Below are 19,611 nucleotides of genomic sequence, written 5' to 3' on the forward strand. Positions count from 1 at the left end.
GGAAGGAGTTTCTCATGTACAAAGTTACTCGATTTACAGTTGACCCCGATGATCCAAACCAAGACTCTGGCATGTGGATTGGTGGAGAAACTGCATACATTTCCGACTGGCCTCTCAACCCTGAGGGGCAACCTTTATTACATCTGTTCTCCATCAATTGCAATACACTTTCTCAGCAGGTCCATATCCCTTCTTTACCACAAGATAATTATATCTCGGTCTTCTCGACCTACTCCGCCTCCGAATATTTTCTGGATCAGGTAACCTATACGGGAGATGAACTGGAATGGAACGAGAATATTGTTGCCGGATGCACTTATGTCTCGGTATCTTCGCGTCCACTCACTTCCGTATGTCCCGTTCCACCCATTCCGTTAAGCGGCGTACGTTTAATTGAGATGGAGTTAGACGATCAGGAGTTCCCTGCATTTTCATTTTTCTCTCCCACTTTACCAAACGGTGTGAAAGGAATTGGCCATTTGCTAGAAGAACATCAACTGGTGTGTCAAATATATTCCGGAGATTTTCCTGAGCCTTATCGGGATATATTGGGTCTTCCCGATGCAAATGGTTATTTATTTTTGCGAAAGGGGCCCGCGTCTGCTCACGCACCATTCGATGGAATTTTCTTTGTACAGACTGCTTAAGAGCGATACGTGGAAGTCAGGTATCACCATATAAAACGGTTAATCAGAACGTTTCCCGTCTACCTAGACAGGGAACGTTTTTTTATATATGCACGTTTAACTATTCTCGATCAATACAGATGCCAAACCCTGTTAAAAGGTCATATGGATTGAATCATATCTACCCTTTCGACACGAAATCGTTTTAGAAAAAATTTAGTACGAGAAATATTTCTTTTCATCAAAATTTAACATTATTTTACAACAATAAGCATGTACATTTGGACAATTATGGTATAAGTTATATATTAAATAAACATTAATTACATAATATAAAATTTATATCCATCTAGGAGGCGGGCTTTTGAAAAGAATATTCGCTCTAAGCTGCGGTTTTTATCTGTTAATCGGCATAACCAGCGTTGTGCTCGGTGCACTTCTTCCTGTTTTATTGTCACATTATGAGCGCGGTTACAGTGATGGCGGATTTTTGTTATTTCTGCAGTTTCTTGGATTTCTTGTCGGTGTCATCGCAGCTCCTGCCCTGACAGCCCGTATCGGAAGAAAAGCGATGCTGACCCTAGCTCTGATCTGTATTGTAGCCGCCTATATAGTACTCGGTTTTCTGCCATCCTGGTCTGTAGTTCTTCTTCTCACAATTATCGTAGGTTTCGGTTCAGGTATCATCGAACCCTCTGTAGGTGCATTCACGATCGAATTCACTGAGAATCAAAAGGCGGTCGCCATGTCCAAGCTGGATGTCTTCTTTGCTCTTGGAGCACTTCTCATCCCGGCTGTCGCTGCTTTATTCATCTGGATAGATCTGTGGCATCTTACTTTTTATACGGTGGCCGTGTTGTCACTAGTTCTCATGCTGCTGTGGATTACTATGCCCCAGCCAGCCGCACTGTATCTGGAACAGGCTGGTGAGAATACAGTGGCACATGCAGCAGGTAAAGCCCGATATTCGAGAAAACATCTGGGTCTGCTGACAATCTTCGTCATCTTCTTTTTTATCTACATGGGATTGGAACTGGGATTGATGAACTTCCTGCCCTCCATTCTCGTAGAACGATTGCACCTTCAGGAATCTGTCGCATCGCTGAGTGTCTCCATCCTGTGGATTGCGATGATCATCGGTCGTCTTTTCTCCGGGAAAATAGCGGAAGCCGTCAACTATATGCCATTCCTGATCTGGAGCACGGTTGGCACGCTTTTGTTTACTGTCGCTATGGTATTTGTAACTGGACAGTGGGCAACGTATGTGCTGATCTTCGGAACCGGTCTGTTCATGTCAGGGCTGTTCTGTATCGCACTAGTCTACGCAAATGTTCTGATTCCCGGTATGACCGAGCGGACAACCAGTATCCTGATCGCATCGGGTGGTATTGGAGGTGCCATCTTGCAGTATGTGACTGGATGGAGTATGAGTACAGGGCCTGTCGTGAATACAATCTGGATTTTGGCCGGATTCTGTCTGATCTTGCTGCTCACATTGATGGTCTCTCATCTATGGACTGTAAAAAATAATGCAGTACGTACTGCTCTCGCACAACATAGCAAGGAAATGTAAACATCGTTTCTTAAGGGAGGTGATGCCCGCATCATCCGGATTGTTGAGCTTCGTTCGAGCTAGTACACCATTATATTGGAGGAAATCGTATGCAAACTTTAACCAACAACCGCTTCATAGCCGGAAAAGGGATTAAGTTGATTGACGATTCAGGTGTTGAATACCTGGATGGCGTGTCGGGCACGTTCAATCTGTCACTGGGCTATAATCACCCACATGTTGTCAGCAAAATTCAGGAACAAGTCGGCAATCTGACGCATATGTCTTCCTCCTTCACCGAACCGTACGTAAATGAAGTACTTGATCACTTAATCGAATATGCTCCAAACGACATTAATGCCGGATGGATGCGGGATATTACTGGTTCAACTGCCAACGAATGTGCAACCAAAATTGCACAGAAGTATACCGAATCAACAGACATCATCAGCCTGTATCTGTCCCATCATGGGCAGACCCAATTTGCCACCGGGATTTCGGGAAATGCCTTCCGGCGGAAACGGTTCCCCAATTCGGCTGTGGCTAACGCGGTGCATGTACCTGCCCCATACTGTTATCGCTGCCCATTCAAATCCTCAAATGGAGACTGTGGCTATCAATGTGTTGAAGCTATATCTGATGCGATAGAATATGCAAGTTCCGGCTCAGTCGCCTGCATGATTATCGAACCCATTCTCGGAAATGGCGGCAATATCATTCCTCCTCCCGGATATTTCAAACGTCTGCGTAAACTGTGTGATGAGTACAATATTATTCTTATTGCCGACGAAGTGCAGACAGGCATCGGTCGTACCGGAACCATGTTTGCCAGCGAACTGTTTGATATCCAGCCTGACATGATCACCCTTGCAAAAGGTCTTGGCGGGATCGGCGTACCTGTTGCTGCGGTATTAATGCAATCCCGGTTGAATGTGCTCGAAAAGCACGAACATTCCTTCACCTCAGGAAGTAATCTGATCTCCGTAACTGCTGCCAAATCCACCTTGGAAGTGGTATCCGAACCCGGGTTTCTGGATGCGGTGAAACGCAAAGGTGAAATTTTGGGTGAGTTGCTGCATGAATTGGCTATGAAATACCCAAGTATCGGTGAAGCTCGTGGTGTCGGGTTAATGTGGGGGTTGGAGATTGTAGGTGACGGTAATGAACCGGATACGCTCAAAACCAATGCCATTGTTGACCGTGCTTTTACAGATGAGCATCTGATCTTGAGAAGTTCAAGATATGGCTTCGGTAACGTTGTTAAGGTCCGGCCTTCCCTTACCACAACCGAAGACGAACTGGTTGAGATTGTAGAGCGGCTGGATTCGGTGCTTGCCAGCGTTAATTAAAACATTTCAATGCAACTGTTCGAAGTGGTCGTTTCGGTTACGAATCGTTCTTATGATCGCTGTTATCCACGGATTTTCTTGATTTCCCTTTCCCAAGGGAAAAATCCATTGATAGCGTATGCTTTCGAAGCAGCTTTCTGAAAACTTTGAGGCGAATGCTCCGCTTCTCCAGGATCAATTTCGTCCCTTCACTACTTTCGTATCTTGTCTGAAACTGTTTTCAAATGAATCGCTATATTTATATTTTTTATTATTATAAGGAGGTTATATCATGCTTGCATTGGTATACAAATCGGCTTGGGATGTGGCGCTTGAGGAACGGCCTGTCCCGGAAATTACAAGAGATAATCAGGTGTTGGTTCGTATTCGGGCGACAGGTGTATGTGGTACCGATCTCGGTATTGTCAGCGGCAAATATCATGCAGTTCCTTCTGTCATTCTCGGTCATGAGTCTGCCGGGGAAGTCATTGATGTTGGCTCTGCGGTAACGACATTACAAGCGGGCGACCGTGTTGTGATCGACCCTACCTACTATTGCGGACAGTGTGACATGTGCAGAACAGGCAGACAAAATCATTGCACACATAAGTCTGTTACCGAGACAGGTGTGAGTGCTGACGGAACATTTACAGATTATTATGTGACCGAGGATCGTTTTTTGTACAAATTGAAGGAGCATGTGAGCTATGAAGAAGCAACTTTGACGGAACCACTCAGCTGTATGCTGACGGGGATTAATCAGATTCATCTACTGCCGAATTTCAGAACAATCATCCTCGGTGCAGGCCCGATCGGCATTCTGTACAGCTACGCGCTCGCTTCCAAAGGGGTTACCGGCTGTCTGGTTGACATCTCCGAAGAACGCTTAGCCATTGCTGGTTCCATTGCACCTGATCGTTGGGAAGTTCATTCATCCTTCGAAAATGCCATAGAATTACTGTCACCCGCAACCCAGCAGGTCGATATGATTGTGGATACAACGGGCGTTGTGGGCACACAAGTACTTTCCCAGCTCGCCAGCGGCGGTTACCTGATGCTGGTTGGTCTGAGAGATGGAAACACATCCTTCAATCCCAAAGAAGTTGTGGACCGCAGTCTGAAAATTATTGGTTCCATCGATTCTCTGGGAACATTTGCAACCGCACATTATATGATTGAACAAGGGATTATTCCGGCAAAAAAAATCATCACCCACTCCTTCCCGTTGGAGGATTACGAAGAAGCATTCCGCACACTTGGCTGTGATATCCAGGGACGCACACTTCAAGCCTCTTCACATGCCATTAAAGTTGTGCTGCAATCCAGCGGTTCCAGTTTCTGAAGTGGAACGTTAACCATGAATGGATTACATTAGAGATATATGTATACACAATCCTGGAGGAGGAATACAACATGGCAGCGAACAAAGAATCTAACGGACTGGGAGCCCCCAATGATGACATCATTCAAGCGGTCATTTTTGACATGGATGGTGTACTGATTGACAGCGAACCGATTTATTTCGAGATTGAGCGCAGCTCTTTTACCCATTTTGGAGCAAGGGTGACTGATGAAGAACATCATAACTATGTAGGAGTTACGCTGGAATCCATGTGGCAACAAGTATTGGACAAGCATCAACTGACAGCTACGCTGGAAGAAATATTTGCTTATCATCAGCATAATGTGATGCAAACGATGCTCGCCCATTCGAATCTGACGGCAATGCCTTCCGTGGAACGCTGGTTAAGCTGGCTGCATGAGCAACATATACCCATAGCCGTTGCTTCTTCCTCTCCACGTGCACTGATTGATTTGATCATGGACAAAACCGGACTTGGACAATACTTTGAGGTGCGAATGACAGGTGAGGAAGTTACAAACGGCAAGCCGGCACCAGATATTTTCCTGACCACCGCTGAGATGATTGGTGCATCTCCTTCGAATTGTCTAGTGATCGAGGACTCGCGCAATGGTGTTCAGGCCGCCAAAAGTGCAGGCATGCGCTGCATAGGATATCGTAATCCGGGATCAGGCAACCAGGACTTGTCCAAAGCCGATCTTCAGATTTCCAGTTACGATGAGTTATGGACATTGAAGGATACACTGCCCTTTGAAGGCAGATTGCCAAGCTTGTCAAAGTTTCGCTGAGAAGATCGTAATTTCGGATTGTATTAGAAAAAAACAACCCATACGGCTTCAATTCATTCGAATTGGAGCTGTATGGGTTTTGCTTGCTGCAATGGGTGTTACATGTGGACACATGCTATAATTTCAACTAAACCGAAAGATCGAGACTTCCACCCAGATTGGGATGAGGAGCAGGCATTGACTTCAACATTTCCGCCATCTGCTGGCCTTGCTGCTGTGCCATGTCTTTTGTAATCGACATCACTTGCAAGCTTGCCGACTGCACTACTGAAGCTTGGCTCATCGCCATTGATAATGCTGCAATATCCATGTTCTGCACTTCTTTCGCTGTCTGATCACATAGATGTACTTATTATAAATCGGACAGTGATGAGAAAATGTTGAACAAAGCAGATCAAGCAAATAATTACCTGTTATGGCTGTTAGCTTAATGCTATAGTCTTAAGGTAAAAAAAATTAAAGGAGAGACTTGTAATGAAGGGTTTTAAGGAATTGATCTGTATTTTTATTAGTTTTAGTTTACTGTTCTTATTACTTCCGCCTTACACGTTAGCGGCTGGTAATCCCCTAACTGAGTCCTACCGTGATATTGAATACACTATATTTATTGATGGAAAGCTTGCGAGTTTCAACGATCAAGCATACCTAGCGGATAACGGTACCGTCTACATTCCTATCAAAATGTTCAAACAAATCGGTTCACTTATTGCTGTAGGAAATGGATTTGAAGTCAAAACCAAATTAAATAAAGAACAAGTAAGTAAGAAAGACACCATTTTGTACAAAGGAATAACCTACATATCATTCGAGAAGTTTCTAAAGGTTTCCGGTTACTCAGGCAGGAATGAAGATAATTTAATGGTAGCATTTATATGGGGAGACGAGGACGGAGCAACACGGACTAAGAAATTAATGAACGGAGTCCTTAGTGTTCCCAAAGCATATCGTTCCGTTTTTGGATCAAAAGTATACTCATATGCACTAGATCAACCTGGCTGGATCGTCAGCATGACCCAACTTTATCAACTCACGGAAGTAACTATACAATCAGCAAATGGAAAGACCGTCACAGAATACATATATAAGGACATTGGATTTTCGAATTTTTGTTATTATTTTGATTACGAATATTTCATACATATCGCTTTTAAGGGGGGCGAATATTGGGCTAACAAAAATAATTTACCTTCTTCAAATCCGCTTTATCATTTAGAAAAAATAAAAATTCTTTCCGTTGATATTAAAAAAAATAATGTAATTGTGAAAGCCAAAAGAGCTAGTGGGAAGTCGATTACGTTCAAGTTGCCTGTTACAGACGATCCAAATGAATTTATTAATGGGTTGTTCTATGACAGTGACCCTAAAAAAGATTACCCAGGCTGGTCTTCAAACATCTGGAAACTTATTAGTCAGCAAAAGATCAAATTAGGGATGACGTTTAATCAAGTGTTACTTTCTTGGGGGAGTCCAAATAGCACCAGTAACTCTACTAGTTCATTAGGTTCTATTGATATTTGGGTCTATGGAAATACCTACGTATCCTTCTACAATGGACAGATATATTCATGGTCCGATTACTAAAATTCGAGAGCAACTAGGTTGCTCTCTTTTTATTAGCTGTTCATTAGTGAATTAACTTACCCTTCAATCAATCCATACTTCACAAAACTATGATACAATCAATCTTCCTCTACTGTTCCAGTAATAACATCTGCAATGGCTTTCAGTCCAGGCTTTGCATTCCCCATGGCAATTCTGATATTACAAAATTCCAACATCTCGGCATCATTCATGCCATCACCGATGGCGCATGTATCTTCTTGGGACATGCCTAAATGCTTCAGCAGATCGGCGATCGCAATCGCTTTGTGAATGCCAGGGATCATTAGTTCACCACTTCCTTCACCAAAGATCGGCACAGTGCACTGAATGACTTCGAATTTTCCTTCAAACTCTTGCTTGATCCGCTCAAACGGGATGGCTGAGCTCTCCAAGAAACATACTTTGTTCACATCATCCTTATACAGGTCGGCCTCTCCATACGTTAATCCGGCAATAAACGGGTGCGATTTCAGCTCCTTCTTCTCTCTGGCTACAGGGTCATTCTCCACATCACCATAGATGCGGCGTTCCAAGTGAGGTTGAAGATTGCTACTCGCATACAGAGCCGAATTGGATTCAAGGTAGAAGTCAATGCCGTTTTTATTTCGAGATTGAGCGCAGCTCTTTTGCCCATTTTGGCGCAGTGGTGACTGATGAAGAACATCATGCCTATGTTGGAGTTACGCTGGAATCCATGTGGCAGCAAGTATTGGAAAAACATCAGCTGACAGCTACGCTGGAAGAAATATTTGCTTATCACCAGCATAATGTGATGCAAACGATGCTCGCCCATCCCAATTTGACGGCAATGCCTTCCGTGGAACGCTGGTTAAGCTGGCTGCATGAGCAACACATACCCATAGCTGTAGCTTCTTCCTCTCCACGTGCACTGATCGATTTGATCATGGACAAAACCGGACTTGGGCAATACTTTGAGGTGCGAATGACAGGTGAGGAAGTTACGAACGGCAAGCCAGCACCAGATATTTTCCTGACCACCGCTGAGATGATTGGTGCATCCCCTTCAAATTGTCTGGTGATCGAGGACTCGCGCAATGGTGTTCACGCCGCCAAAAGTGCAGGCATGCGCTGCATCGGATATCGTAATCCGGGATCAGGCAATCAGGACTTGTCCAAAGCCGATCTTCAGATTTCCAGTTACGATGAGTTATGGACATTGAAGGATACGCTGCCCTTTGAAGGCAGATTGCCAAGTTTGTCGAAGTTGTGCTGAGAAGATCATAATTTCGGAATGTATTTAGAAAAAAAACAACCCAAACGGCTTCAATTCATTCGAATTGGAGCTGTTTGGGTTTTGCTTGCTGCAATGGGTGTTACATGAGGACACATGCTGTATTTCAACTAAACCGAAAGATCGAGACTTCCACCCAGATTGGGATGAGGAGCAGGCACTGACTTCAACATTTCTGCCATCTGCTGGCCTTGCTGCTGTGCCATGTCTTTCGTAATCGACATCACTTGCAAGCTTGCCGACTGCACTACTGAAGCTTGGCTCATCGCCATTGATAATGCTGCAATATCCATGTTCTGCACTCCTTTCACTTTCTGATTACATAGATGTACTTATTATATATCGGTCAGAAGGGAGGAATTGTTAAAAGGTCGATCAAAATGTATACGGGAATCCATTCCATTCATTCATACCCTCCCTCAGCTTCAGGCAATTCCTTATAGGCTTCTTTCGTTTCAACGATCTGTTGAATGAACTTCCGCAGTTTCAACAGCTGATCTGCCTCGCTTGTGACATCACAATGTTGATCCGACCACGTAAGAGACTTCATTTCTCCATCTACAGTAATTTTCCAGTTATCTTCATTATAAGGTATTTTCGAACAGTTTGAACCGGTAAAGGCGACATCCTCCATCCCCATCACGTTCATCTCATACATCTTTTTATAGATGCTGCGCATCTCTTCTGTGGTTAAGGTAATATCTGCCGTGGCCGTTTCTTTATTAATGAGGTCCTTAACAACCTGATCCTCATAGCTGTTTATTTCATTTTTGGTCACTTCACCATACCCAAAACGAACCAGGAAATTAAAATCCCCAGGCATTTCTTGGGGCATAGAATTGGCGATAGGAGGCTGATTTGTTTTCCAACTGCAACCGCTGTTGATACACAATATTATGATGAAGATTGTACATAATCGTTTCATCTCCACACCCCTTAAGTATGTTCTCCATACCTCCCAGACGGGAATAACCTCATTTTGTTGCTCAGCCGGGGGCTTATCCAAACAAACAGAGCAATAAAAAGGGGCGTCCCATAAGTCATGAGAGCATGACTTATGGCACCCCTTATTAACGTTATTTTATTCTAATGAACCTGGCACACGCTATTCGCTCTGATTTGCACAGGTCTATGGTGTAACGAATCACAGAGACGTTATTTCGTCGATTGGGTCGATTTTTTTGGATCTGACACCCTGATATGATGAAATAACGTTACTGAGGTTCGTTAAAGTTTGCCGTTCACGTCTAATAACTGTTCGACGTACTCAACGCAAGTTCGTTTATTTTAACTTCCGGGTTACTTACTACCTGTTGAATCATGAAAATAAAGTGTTTTTGAATCTGTTCAACGGTAGATGGGTCATACACATTGGCATTGTACATCAATATGATCTTCATATTTTCATGAGGCTTGACGATCAAAGTAAAATCAAAACTATTATGTTCTGTACCCCCAACATTCATAATCTCAAGCGGTGTTTCACCTTTCTGACCCAGACTCTCCATTCGGTTCTCTACCGGGAAGTTCTGATACACAACAACATGATTAATCAGAGATTGTTTTTGCTTGGTCAGATTTTGAATATCATATAACGAATACGTATCATATGCATGTGACTCCACAGCTTGTGCCTGATTCCTTTTCATTAGAGATATAAATGACTCATCGACCTGAGCCTGGATCCGAACAGGAATCGCATTAATAAATAACCCAATCATACTTTCGATCCCAGGAATGACAGGCGGTCTGCCCGATACAACACTTCCGAAAACAACATCGATACTTTCATTGTATTGCTGCAACAATACACCCCAGGCCGTCTGTACTAACGTATGGAGAGTTACATGCTGCTGTTCTGCAATCTGTTTCATTTGCTCGATTAGTACATCATCCAAATAACAGCTTAGCGTTCTAGAATCCTGTCTTTCATGTTTCGGTTTGATTTTTTCTCCAGGCAGTTTCGTTTGCTCCTCATAACCATCCAGGTAATGACTCCAATAGGTTATTGCACCTTGATGATCTTGCTGTTCCAGCCATTCAATGAATTGACTATAAGGTGTTAATAGAGTCACTTGAGGCTTTCTATTCTCCCGAATCGCAAAGTAATTCTCGAATATTTCCTTGCTTACCAGAGACATACACCAACCGTCCATCAAAATATGGTGAAAACTCCATATGACGCGGTATTCCTCATGCTTTGTTCGTAAAACAGACATACGTATTAGCGAATCTCGTTGTAAGTCAAATCCTCTTGCCTTGTCCTGCTCGATATACTTGTCAACATACGTTTTACGTTGCAGCTCACTTGTGCCAGCTACAACTTCATAATTAAATTCAAATTTCTTCTCTTGATACACGATTTGAAGAGGGATATCCACGAAATCACTGTAAAAATTAGTTCTTAATATCGCATGCCTTTGCATTAATTGATCCAAACTTTGCGCAAAAGAGGTAACATCCAAATCTCCACGCATATCAAACATGATTTGTACAAAGTAAGCGCCCGAAATTGGATTCCGTTCACTTTCGTACAACATTTCCTTCTGTAATGGTGTAAGTGGGTACACATTTTCGATTCGACCGATGTGCCCAGTGTGTTCCACGATTTGATCCAATTGATCAATGGTTAATGACTTGCATGAAATATCACTTGGCGTCAGCTCGGTTTGTTCCTTCGTTACACAATGTTCAACGACTCTATTAAGACCTTCCTTATAGAGAAAAGCCAATTGCTCCATCGTTTCCCGGCGATATTGTTTTGAACTATAGTTGATGGACAGCGACAACCGACCCTCTGTAACAATGCCATTGATATTCAGCACAAATGGTCTCTTGTTGTTTTCACTTACAGATGGCCCGCTGGAATAATGCGAGAATTTAATACCATCTTGGCCCGAATCCTGATTCACCTGTCCCATATAGTTGAAACTAATTTCGGGATTTTTCTCTAACTTGAATTCTTCATCTCCATGTGACAAATACCTCGAAATCCCGTAACCAATGCCCTTGGTTGGGATCTGGCGCAGTCCTTCCTTGACGGTCTTAATCTTCCTTGATAAGTCAGCCCCGGACTCCATCGTAATCATAACGGGGTACATACTCGTAAACCATCCCACTGTACGCGTAATGTCCAGCTCTGGCAGGATGTCTTCTCTACCATGCCCTTCCAGATTTACGAGGATTTCTCCCATGCCTGTCCAATCATGAACAGCCATTCCCAATGCCGTTATCAATATATCATTAATTTCCGTATGGTACGCATGATGTGTCTGCTTTAATAATTGCTCGGTTTCCGCTGCTGTCCAATGAACGGTGATCGTTTCACTATCTTTGCCAATCGTCTCATCACAATCCATATCTTTAGGCAGCGGGCTTAGCTGGACCTGCTCCACACGACTCCAGTATGGATTCTCTTGCTTCATCGCCGGGCTGTCTGCAAACGTAGACAATTGTTCTGCCCATTGTTTAAACGAGGTCGTTTTTTGAGGAAGCCGAATTTCTTCACCTCTTAAGAACTGGTCTTGCCCTGTCTGAATATCTTCATATAAAATACGCCATGAAACCCCGTCTACCAACAAGTGATGGATGGCAATAAGCAGGTGATCCCCTTCAGCACATTGGAACAACCCAAGTTTGATCAAAGGTCCGTGAGACAGATCCATACCACTCTGAATTTCTTTTGCTTTATTTTCAATGAACGATGCAGGATCTGCTTCTGTTTTGAGGTCAACGATTTCAAGACTGTATAATCCATCTTCGTCTGCCCCTCGATTCCACGCTTCATATCCGCCCTCAGGCGCTTGTCTATAAAGGATGCGGAGAGCATCATGCTGTTTAACGATCTTATCCATGATGCTGTGAATAAAGCGGATATCAAACCCTTTTTCACGAAAGAACATCATTTCCTGATTGTAATGATGTACGTCCACCATATTTTGATCAAAGAACCAGCGCTGAACAGGTGTCAGCATCACTTGTCCCGTAACTTCCCCTTGGTCAGAAATAGTGCTCACGGATGTAACGTGTTCACTCAACTCCGCTACTGTCGGATAGGTGAAGAAATGCTTCATTTCCACTTTATACCCCGCTTGAAGCAGTCGTGAGGAAACTTGAATACATTTAATCGAATCGCCCCCGAGTTCAAAGAAATGATCTGATGTGCTAACCTTTTGAACACCAAGCACAGCTTCCCAGGCAGCGACGATCGCTTGTTCTACAGCGTTCTGCGGTGCCATATACTCGGTCCCTTTTTGCATATGTTCTTGTGGAGATGGCAATGCCTTACGGTCAACCTTCCCATTGGAAGTTAACGGTATAAGCTCTAATTGAACAAAATAAGACGGGATCATATAATCCGGAATTTCATGAGATAATGCCATTCTGATTTTCTTTGCTGTCAGTGAGCTGTCGCCTTTCCAGTACGCACACAACTGCTTCGAACCATCCTCATGCTCACGGGCAATAACGACCGCTTCCTGAATGGAGTCTATTTGCAAAAGCGCAGTTTCCACTTCGCCAAGCTCAATTCGGTAACCGCGAATTTTCACTTGATGATCGATTCGTCCCAGATATTCAATATTTCCATCCGCCAGCCATCTCGCGGCATCTCCTGTTCGATACATTTTCCCTTCAGTAATCCATGGATGATCAACAAATTTCTCTGCGGTTAAATCAGGCCGGTTCAGATAACCTCTGGCAAGGCCCTCACCTGCTACAACTAATTCTCCCTGGACACCGATCGGTTGAATGCGTTGATGTTTATCCAAAATATAGGTCTGCAACGTCGGGATTGGTTTTCCAATATTGCTCTTTCCAGCATGTATTTCAATGTCGGTTATTTCCTTATACGTTACATGAACCGTTGTTTCGGTTATCCCATACATATTAATTAACTGGATAAATGGATATTTCAGCTTCCATTTCTTCAATAACACGGGATTGAGGGCTTCTCCTCCAAAAATCACTTTTCTTAATTTCAGATCTGCTGCATGACCTGCCAGTTCTTCCTGAAGAAGATGATAGAAATACGTTGGCGTTTGATTCAATATCGTCACTTGCTCATCTTTTAGCAATTGTAGAAATTGTTCCGGACTTTTTGCCGTCATTTGAGGTACGATAACCAGTTTTCCGCCATAGAGCAATGCCCCGTACATTTCCCATACCGAAAAATCAAAACAAAAGGAATGGAATAATGTCCATGTATCTGATGCATTAAAATCAAACAAATTTTTACTGTTGAACAACAATCGCACCACATTTTTATGTTCAATACATGTCCCTTTTGGTTTACCTGTCGTTCCTGAGGTATAAATTACATATGCCAGGCCTGTTGGTGCAGCAGTCATTCCCAAATTGGAATGATCTTCATGATAGGACTCAAGTAGATCCAGGCAAACGACCTCTCCTGCAAAAGAGATGCGTTCTTGCAAATGACTTTGCATTAATAATACATGTACACCCGAATCCTCAAGCATGTAGTTTATACGATCCTCCGGATATTCAGGATCAATCGGCACGTATGCGCCACCCGCTTTCAAAATCGCTAGGATTCCTACAACCATGTCTAGCGAACGATCAGCGATGATCCCGATTAACTGATCATTTTGAATGCCTTTAGCCTTCAACGTTCTTGCCAATTGGTTGGCTTTCTCGTTCAGCGTTTGATAGGTTAAATGTCGATCATCATATACAACCGCAACGTTTCCGGGAGTTCTTACTGCTTGTTCCTCAAACAGTCCATGAATTGTCTTGTCCATTGGATATTCAGCCATAGAATCATTAAACTGTTCCAAAATTTGTGTTTTCTCCTGTGTTGTGGTCAAGTCAATGTCATGGATCGGAATATTCGGATTGTTGACCACTTGCTCCAACATCTGAATCAAGTGACCTTGAATGCGTTCTACGCTTGCCCGGTCATAGACATTAGCATTGTAATAGAACATACATTTCATGGATTGGCCTGGTTTGATAATCAGGTTAAAGTCATAATTTGTTTGTTCATCTGCTTCTACATTCGTAATCCGAAGAGCTGTCTCTTCCTCATCCCCAAACTGTTCCATAATGCCCTGTACAGGATAATTTTCGAATATCAGGATATGATCAATCAAATTTTGCTTTTGCGATGTTTCCGCTTGAATCTCGTATAACGGATACGTGTCATGTGGATGCGAAGCGACAGCTTGTTCCTGATTCCGCTTCATAACCGCTGCAAATGTCTCGTTACCTTGAGTCTGAACGCGTACAGGAATGGTATTGATGAATAAACCAATGATTCGCTCAACTCCAACAATCGCCGCAGGTCTGCCCGACACCACGCTTCCGAATACAACATCCTCACTGCCGTTATATATCTGTAGCAACATTCCCCAGGCTGTTTGCATAAACGTATTCAGCGTCACCTGATTCTGACTGGCCACTTGTGCGATTTGTCCGGTTAATTCCTGACTTAATGTACAAATCATATGCTCTGAATGATATTCATCACTCTTCGTAATCGAATGTTCTTTTGGCAAAGTGGTCTGCTCATCATAACCTTGCAGATAGTCACGCCAGTATTTCAGGGATTCTTCATGATCTTGGTTGTCCAGCCATTCAATATAGTGTTTGTATGGAATCGTACTCTTTGCCTCCAGTTTTCGTTGTTCCTGAATAGCAAAGTATCCATCAAACAACTCCTGGATTACAAGAGACAGGCACCAGCCATCCATCAAAATATGATGATAATTCCAAATGAAACGATAGGTTTGGTCATGCGTTTGCAAGATCGAAATACGCATTAACACATCCTGAGACAGGTCGAAACCTTTTATTTTATCTGCTCTTGTATATTCTGCCACGTATGCTTCACGATCTTTTTCATTCATCTCACGCAAATCTTCGTATGTTAGCCCATTCCGTTTATGACGGTATACCACTTGCAGAGGTCCATTATTCCATTTGCTATGAAAATTTGTTCTGAGAATCGAATTACGCTGCATCAACTGATCCAGACTCTTCGTAAATGCTTCCACGTCTAACGGACCATGAAGATCCAGCGTAGTTTGAAGGAAATACGCTTCAGACTTTGAATGAAGCAAATGATGAAAGAACATTCCATTTTGCATCGGTGACAAAGCATATATATCTTCGATTTCACCAATGTGTTCCGATTCTTGAACAAATCCTTCTAATTCTTCAATGGTAATTCCTTTTAACGTTAGATCACTTGGTGTACATTCCGGCTTCTCTTTTGTCACACAATGCATCACGATTTCTTGCAGATGATCTCTAAAATATGTTACCACTCGCTCCATCGTTTCTTTTTGATATTGGGTGCGACTATACCGAAGGGACAACGTCAATTTGCCTTCCACAATTAAGGCATTCATATCGATAAGAACATTTCTTCTGTGATTGTCGCTTGCTGTTGTTCCGCCTGGATAGGGAGAGATCTGCATCCCGCTATTCTGAAGATCCTGATCAAATTGACCCAAATAGTTAAAACTAATTTCAGGATTCAAGGTAAAGGGCGTTTCTTGCTGATGTGCACTTAAATATCGTAAAATACCATAACCAATCCCTTTTTTAGGGATTTGACGAATCATTTCTTTGTTTGTTTTGATGAAAAGAGACATATTTGAACTTGCTTCCATATCAAGTACAACCGGATACTGGCTCGTAAACCATCCGATCGTTCGTGTAATATCGAGATCCGGTAAAATTTGTTCTCTTCCATGTCCCTCCAGATTGACCAGCACTTTATCCATGCCCGTCCATTGGTGAATAGACATGCCTAATGCATGGAGCAGCAAATCGCTAATCTCCGTTTTATACGCACGATTCGCTTGTTTTAATAATTGTTCCGTTTCTGCCGCTGACCATTCCATCGTGATTTCTTCGCTGTCTTTTTCCAGTGCATGATCCGCTTTAAAATCTGTAGGTAACGGCTTATAGGTTGCTTGTTCAATTTCATTCCAATATGCAATCTCTTTCGTTATCGCATCACTGTTCACATACAACTGAAGCTGTTCTGCCCATAATTGGAATGAAGCCGTTTTTTGCGGTAGTTGAATCGATTCTCCATCACTTAATTGTTCATATCCTCTGGATAGGTCTTCAATCAAAATTCGCCATGAAACCCCGTCGATGACGAGGTGATGAATAACGATGAGTAAATGATCTCCGTCTGCACATTGAAATACGCCCAGCTTCATCAAAGGTCCACGTTCCAAAGTGAACGTGCTTTGCATTTCATTTGCCTTCTTCTCGATCTGTTGAGACGGATCTGCTAATGACTTGAAGTCCATCACTTCAAGTGTATATAAGGATTCCCTTGCCAACCCTTCATTCCACGCTTCATAACCCTGTTCTGTAAGGCGATATACTGTACGAAGTGCATCATGATGCTCACTCAATTTATCGAATACACGGCGAAGTGTGACTTCGTGAAAACCTTCTTTCCGATACAACATCACGGACTGATTATAATGATGGGCATCTACCTTGTATTGCTCAAAAAACCAATGCTGGATTGGAGTCAGCATCACTTTTCCAGTGATGATTCCCTGTTCTGACAGGGTACTTATGGGTTGAACATAGGGAATCAAGCTTGCTATGGTTGGATTTTTAAACAGATGATCCATCTGTACCTGGTAACCTGCTTGATATAATCTTGAAGAGACTTGAATGGATTTAATCGAATCTCCTCCAAGCTCGAAGAAATTATCCAAAATCCCAATGTTCTCTACCCCAAGTACCTCTTCCCAGATCGATACAAGTTGTTGTTCCACCATCGTTCGGGGTGCTTCGTACTCCATGCCCTTCAACATATATTCTTTGGGAGCAGGCAAAGCTTTGCGATCGACTTTCCCGTTAGACGTGAGCGGCATCTGATCCAGCTGTACAAAATAGGACGGAATCATGTAGTTTGGCAGTTGCTGGGACAGCGCCTCCCGCAGTTCCCCGATGGTGATTACGTCCTCCCCTACCAGGTACGCACATAATTGTTTGGTTCCTGTTTCATCTTCTCTGGCTATGACGATGGCCTCTTTTATCTGGGTACTATTTAGAAGAGCCGTCTCCACTTCACCAAGTTCAATCCGGTGTCCTCGAATTTTCTCTTGATGATCTACCCTTCCTATATACTCTATGTTCCCATCGGGCAGCCATCTTGCGAAGTCACCTGTCTTGTACATTTTCGCTCCCGAAAGAAATGGATCATCTACGAATTTCTCCGCCGTCAGATCTGGACGGTTCAAGTAACCTCTGGATAGCCCTGCTCCGGCTACACATAATTCTCCCTGAACTCCAATAGGCTGCAATTCATTCCGTTCTCCTAAAATGTAGACTCTATTGTTCGCAATAGGCTTCCCGATTGAGATATTTTGATCTGCCGACTTGATCACCAGAACTGTGGATACAACACTATTTTCGGTTGGACCGTATTCATTACACACTTCGATGCGTGGATTGATGCGCTGCAATTTGTGTATTAAGGCAGGAACAATCTTCTCTCCCGCAGCCACCACATTTTTCATGGATGCCCAATCTTCCGCGCTTACTCGTTCCAATAGGGTCATCAAGAAACTAGGTGGACTTTGGATGTGCGTGATTTGCTGTTTTTTGATCATCGTATTGATGTCTATAGCATCTTTACACTGTTGCTGGTTTAACAAATACACCGTCGAGCCAGATATCATCGGACCAAAGAAATGAGTAATAAATGAATCAAAAACGAAAGGATTCAGCATTAATATTCGATCATCTCCGGTCAATTGATAAAAATCCGATTTCCATTGCAGGGAATTCACAATGCTGGCATGTTCAATCATTACGCCTTTGGGATGACCTGTTGTTCCAGACGTGTAGATCATATATGCCAAATCACTGGAGATCGCTCCATCGTCCAAATTTAAATGATGATCATGGTGATTTATTTCAGAATCCAGAATGACACATGTCCCCGCATAATGTTCCGGCTTCTGTATATGACTTTGATGCAGCAACCAAGCCACTTTTGAATCCTCAAGGATATAGTGAATACGGTCTGCCGGATATTCCGGATCGATTGGGACATATGCCCCGCCAGCTTTTAGAATACCGAATAAACCTATGATCATCTCAAGTGAGCGCTCTGCCATAATGCCAACGAACTGACCCGCCTGCACCCCCTTAGCTTGAAGCAATCGGGCCAATTGGTTGGATTTTTGATTTAACTCTCTGTACGTTAACTGTCTATTCTCAAATACGACTGCCGGATGGTCCGGTGTTCGTTCCACCTGTTCTTCAAATAATTGATGCATCGTTTTGTTCTGTGGATACCCCACCCTTGTATCGTTAAAGTCATATAACAGCTTGTTTCGATAAAACTCTGATAACATATCAACTTGACTTAACTCCAGATCAGGTTGGTTTAGAACTACGGAAAACAATTGGTCAAGATGCTCTACAATTTGTACCATATAATCGCGATCATAACGATCATCATCATAAACTAATCTTAACTGAATGAAGTCGTTCTCGAGATCAAAGCGGAACATTGTCGCCGCTTTTACGTTATTTTCATCAAGGGCAGGATGAATTTCATTTAACGAAACCAAGGTATGAATTAGAGGTACATGGTTCGAATCATACTGAACATTTAAACGTTCAACCATTTTTCTGAAAGGGATTCGTTGATGCTGAACGGCTTCAGTTAAACTAGTCTTCACTTGATTAAATAAGGATTTGAATGACATCACATGATTGATATTATTTTTTAAGATAAGAACCTTATTCGAGAGCGATAGATCAGTGTTCTTTTCTTCCATCGTTGGTATACCAATAATCATCTTGGTTTCATTCGTGTATTTATATAACAGACACTGAACTCCCGTTAATAAGATCGTATAGATCGCCATAGGAGCATTTCGCGACATGGACTTGATTTTATATGAAACATCGGCTGACAAAGACTTATATATATCATTCTGGTGCTGCGTATCGTCTGGGTGTTTGGAGGTTGTCTTGCAATAAGGCAAATGAACAAGGTGATCATCATCTTCAAATCGGCTTGCCCAATACGATTCCTGTTTCTTAAAAATAGACATACGGCACCCCGATCACTTTTATTTTTAGGAT

Annotated in this window: 12 protein-coding genes; 7 read left to right on the top strand and 5 right to left on the bottom strand. The window is 42.8% G+C overall.

Going from position 1 to position 19,611, the window contains the following annotated elements; translation table 11 throughout:
- Window positions 1-14: 14 nt before the first annotated feature.
- From C161_RS22010 to C161_RS22030, 5 genes are all read left to right on the top strand, one after another.
- Window positions 15-647, top strand: a complete 633-nt coding sequence (locus C161_RS22010; RefSeq protein ID WP_036672782.1) for a DUF1963 domain-containing protein — start codon at window positions 15-17, stop codon at window positions 645-647.
- 343 nt (window positions 648-990) lie between these two features.
- Window positions 991-2,199, top strand: coding sequence for an MFS transporter (locus C161_RS22015; protein ID WP_036672784.1), 1,209 nt, complete (start codon window positions 991-993; stop codon window positions 2,197-2,199).
- 89 nt (window positions 2,200-2,288) lie between these two features.
- On the top strand, window positions 2,289-3,527 hold the full coding sequence (locus C161_RS22020) for an aspartate aminotransferase family protein (RefSeq protein WP_036672786.1): 1,239 nt from the start codon (window positions 2,289-2,291) through the stop codon (window positions 3,525-3,527).
- A 271-nt stretch (window positions 3,528-3,798) separates the two neighbouring features.
- The gene (locus C161_RS22025) at window positions 3,799-4,848 is read left to right on the top strand and encodes a zinc-dependent alcohol dehydrogenase (protein ID WP_036613515.1); all 1,050 of its coding nucleotides are present in this window, start codon (window positions 3,799-3,801) and stop codon (window positions 4,846-4,848) included.
- Window positions 4,849-4,919: 71 nt separating this feature from the next.
- Window positions 4,920-5,657, top strand: a complete 738-nt coding sequence (locus C161_RS22030) for an HAD family hydrolase (protein WP_051449872.1) — start codon at window positions 4,920-4,922, stop codon at window positions 5,655-5,657.
- Between the two features lie 127 nt (window positions 5,658-5,784).
- Here the strand turns inward: C161_RS22030 and C161_RS22035 are convergent, their stop codons facing one another.
- Complete coding sequence (locus C161_RS22035) at window positions 5,785-5,967, bottom strand: YjfB family protein (protein WP_017687885.1); 183 nt, start codon at window positions 5,965-5,967, stop codon at window positions 5,785-5,787.
- A 164-nt stretch (window positions 5,968-6,131) separates the two neighbouring features.
- Between C161_RS22035 and C161_RS22040 the strand changes: the two genes are divergently transcribed.
- Window positions 6,132-7,238 (top strand): hypothetical protein, encoded by a 1,107-nt coding sequence (locus C161_RS22040; RefSeq protein ID WP_036672787.1) that lies wholly within the window; start codon window positions 6,132-6,134, stop codon window positions 7,236-7,238.
- 98 nt (window positions 7,239-7,336) lie between these two features.
- On the opposite strand, the gene C161_RS22045 is transcribed toward C161_RS22040, so the two are convergent.
- Window positions 7,337-7,903 (bottom strand): HAD hydrolase family protein, encoded by a 567-nt coding sequence (locus C161_RS22045; RefSeq protein WP_235193900.1) that lies wholly within the window; start codon window positions 7,901-7,903, stop codon window positions 7,337-7,339.
- On the opposite strand from C161_RS22045, the gene C161_RS22050 reads away from it, so the two are divergent.
- Window positions 7,870-8,493, top strand: coding sequence for an HAD family hydrolase (locus C161_RS22050; protein WP_268745232.1), 624 nt, complete (start codon window positions 7,870-7,872; stop codon window positions 8,491-8,493). The two genes, C161_RS22045 and C161_RS22050, sit on opposite strands and share 34 nt — an antisense overlap.
- A gap of 128 nt (window positions 8,494-8,621) precedes the next feature.
- On the opposite strand, the gene C161_RS22055 is transcribed toward C161_RS22050, so the two are convergent.
- From C161_RS22055 to C161_RS22065, 3 genes are all read right to left on the bottom strand, one after another.
- Window positions 8,622-8,804 carry a YjfB family protein gene (locus C161_RS22055; RefSeq protein ID WP_017687882.1) on the bottom strand — a complete coding sequence of 61 codons (183 nt, stop codon included), beginning with the start codon at window positions 8,802-8,804 and terminating at the stop codon, window positions 8,622-8,624.
- 110 nt (window positions 8,805-8,914) lie between these two features.
- Window positions 8,915-9,346, bottom strand: a complete 432-nt coding sequence (locus C161_RS22060) for a hypothetical protein (RefSeq protein WP_235193890.1) — start codon at window positions 9,344-9,346, stop codon at window positions 8,915-8,917.
- Window positions 9,347-9,758: 412 nt separating this feature from the next.
- Window positions 9,759-19,580 carry a non-ribosomal peptide synthetase gene (locus C161_RS22065; RefSeq protein ID WP_051449873.1) on the bottom strand — a complete coding sequence of 3,274 codons (9,822 nt, stop codon included), beginning with the start codon at window positions 19,578-19,580 and terminating at the stop codon, window positions 9,759-9,761.
- Between the last annotated feature and the right edge of the window lie 31 nt (window positions 19,581-19,611).

The sequence above is a fragment of the Paenibacillus sp. FSL R5-192 genome (assembly GCF_000517845.1).
GTDB lineage: Bacteria > Bacillota > Bacilli > Paenibacillales > Paenibacillaceae > Paenibacillus > Paenibacillus amylolyticus.

Excerpts from the sequence above, each read along its gene's own strand:
- C161_RS22010 (WP_036672782.1), top strand. The coding sequence starts at position 15 with ATGTACAAAGTTACTCGATTTACAGTTGACCCCGATGATCCAAACCAA.
- C161_RS22020 (WP_036672786.1), top strand. The coding sequence starts at position 2,289 with ATGCAAACTTTAACCAACAACCGCTTCATAGCCGGAAAAGGGATTAAG.
- C161_RS22025 (WP_036613515.1), top strand. The coding sequence starts at position 3,799 with ATGCTTGCATTGGTATACAAATCGGCTTGGGATGTGGCGCTTGAGGAA.
- C161_RS22030 (WP_051449872.1), top strand. The coding sequence starts at position 4,920 with ATGGCAGCGAACAAAGAATCTAACGGACTGGGAGCCCCCAATGATGAC.
- C161_RS22035 (WP_017687885.1), bottom strand. The coding sequence starts at position 5,967 with ATGGATATTGCAGCATTATCAATGGCGATGAGCCAAGCTTCAGTAGTG.
- C161_RS22040 (WP_036672787.1), top strand. The coding sequence starts at position 6,132 with ATGAAGGGTTTTAAGGAATTGATCTGTATTTTTATTAGTTTTAGTTTA.
- C161_RS22055 (WP_017687882.1), bottom strand. The coding sequence starts at position 8,804 with ATGGATATTGCAGCATTATCAATGGCGATGAGCCAAGCTTCAGTAGTG.
- C161_RS22060 (WP_235193890.1), bottom strand. The coding sequence starts at position 9,346 with ATGCCCCAAGAAATGCCTGGGGATTTTAATTTCCTGGTTCGTTTTGGG.
- C161_RS22065 (WP_051449873.1), bottom strand. The coding sequence starts at position 19,580 with ATGTCTATTTTTAAGAAACAGGAATCGTATTGGGCAAGCCGATTTGAA.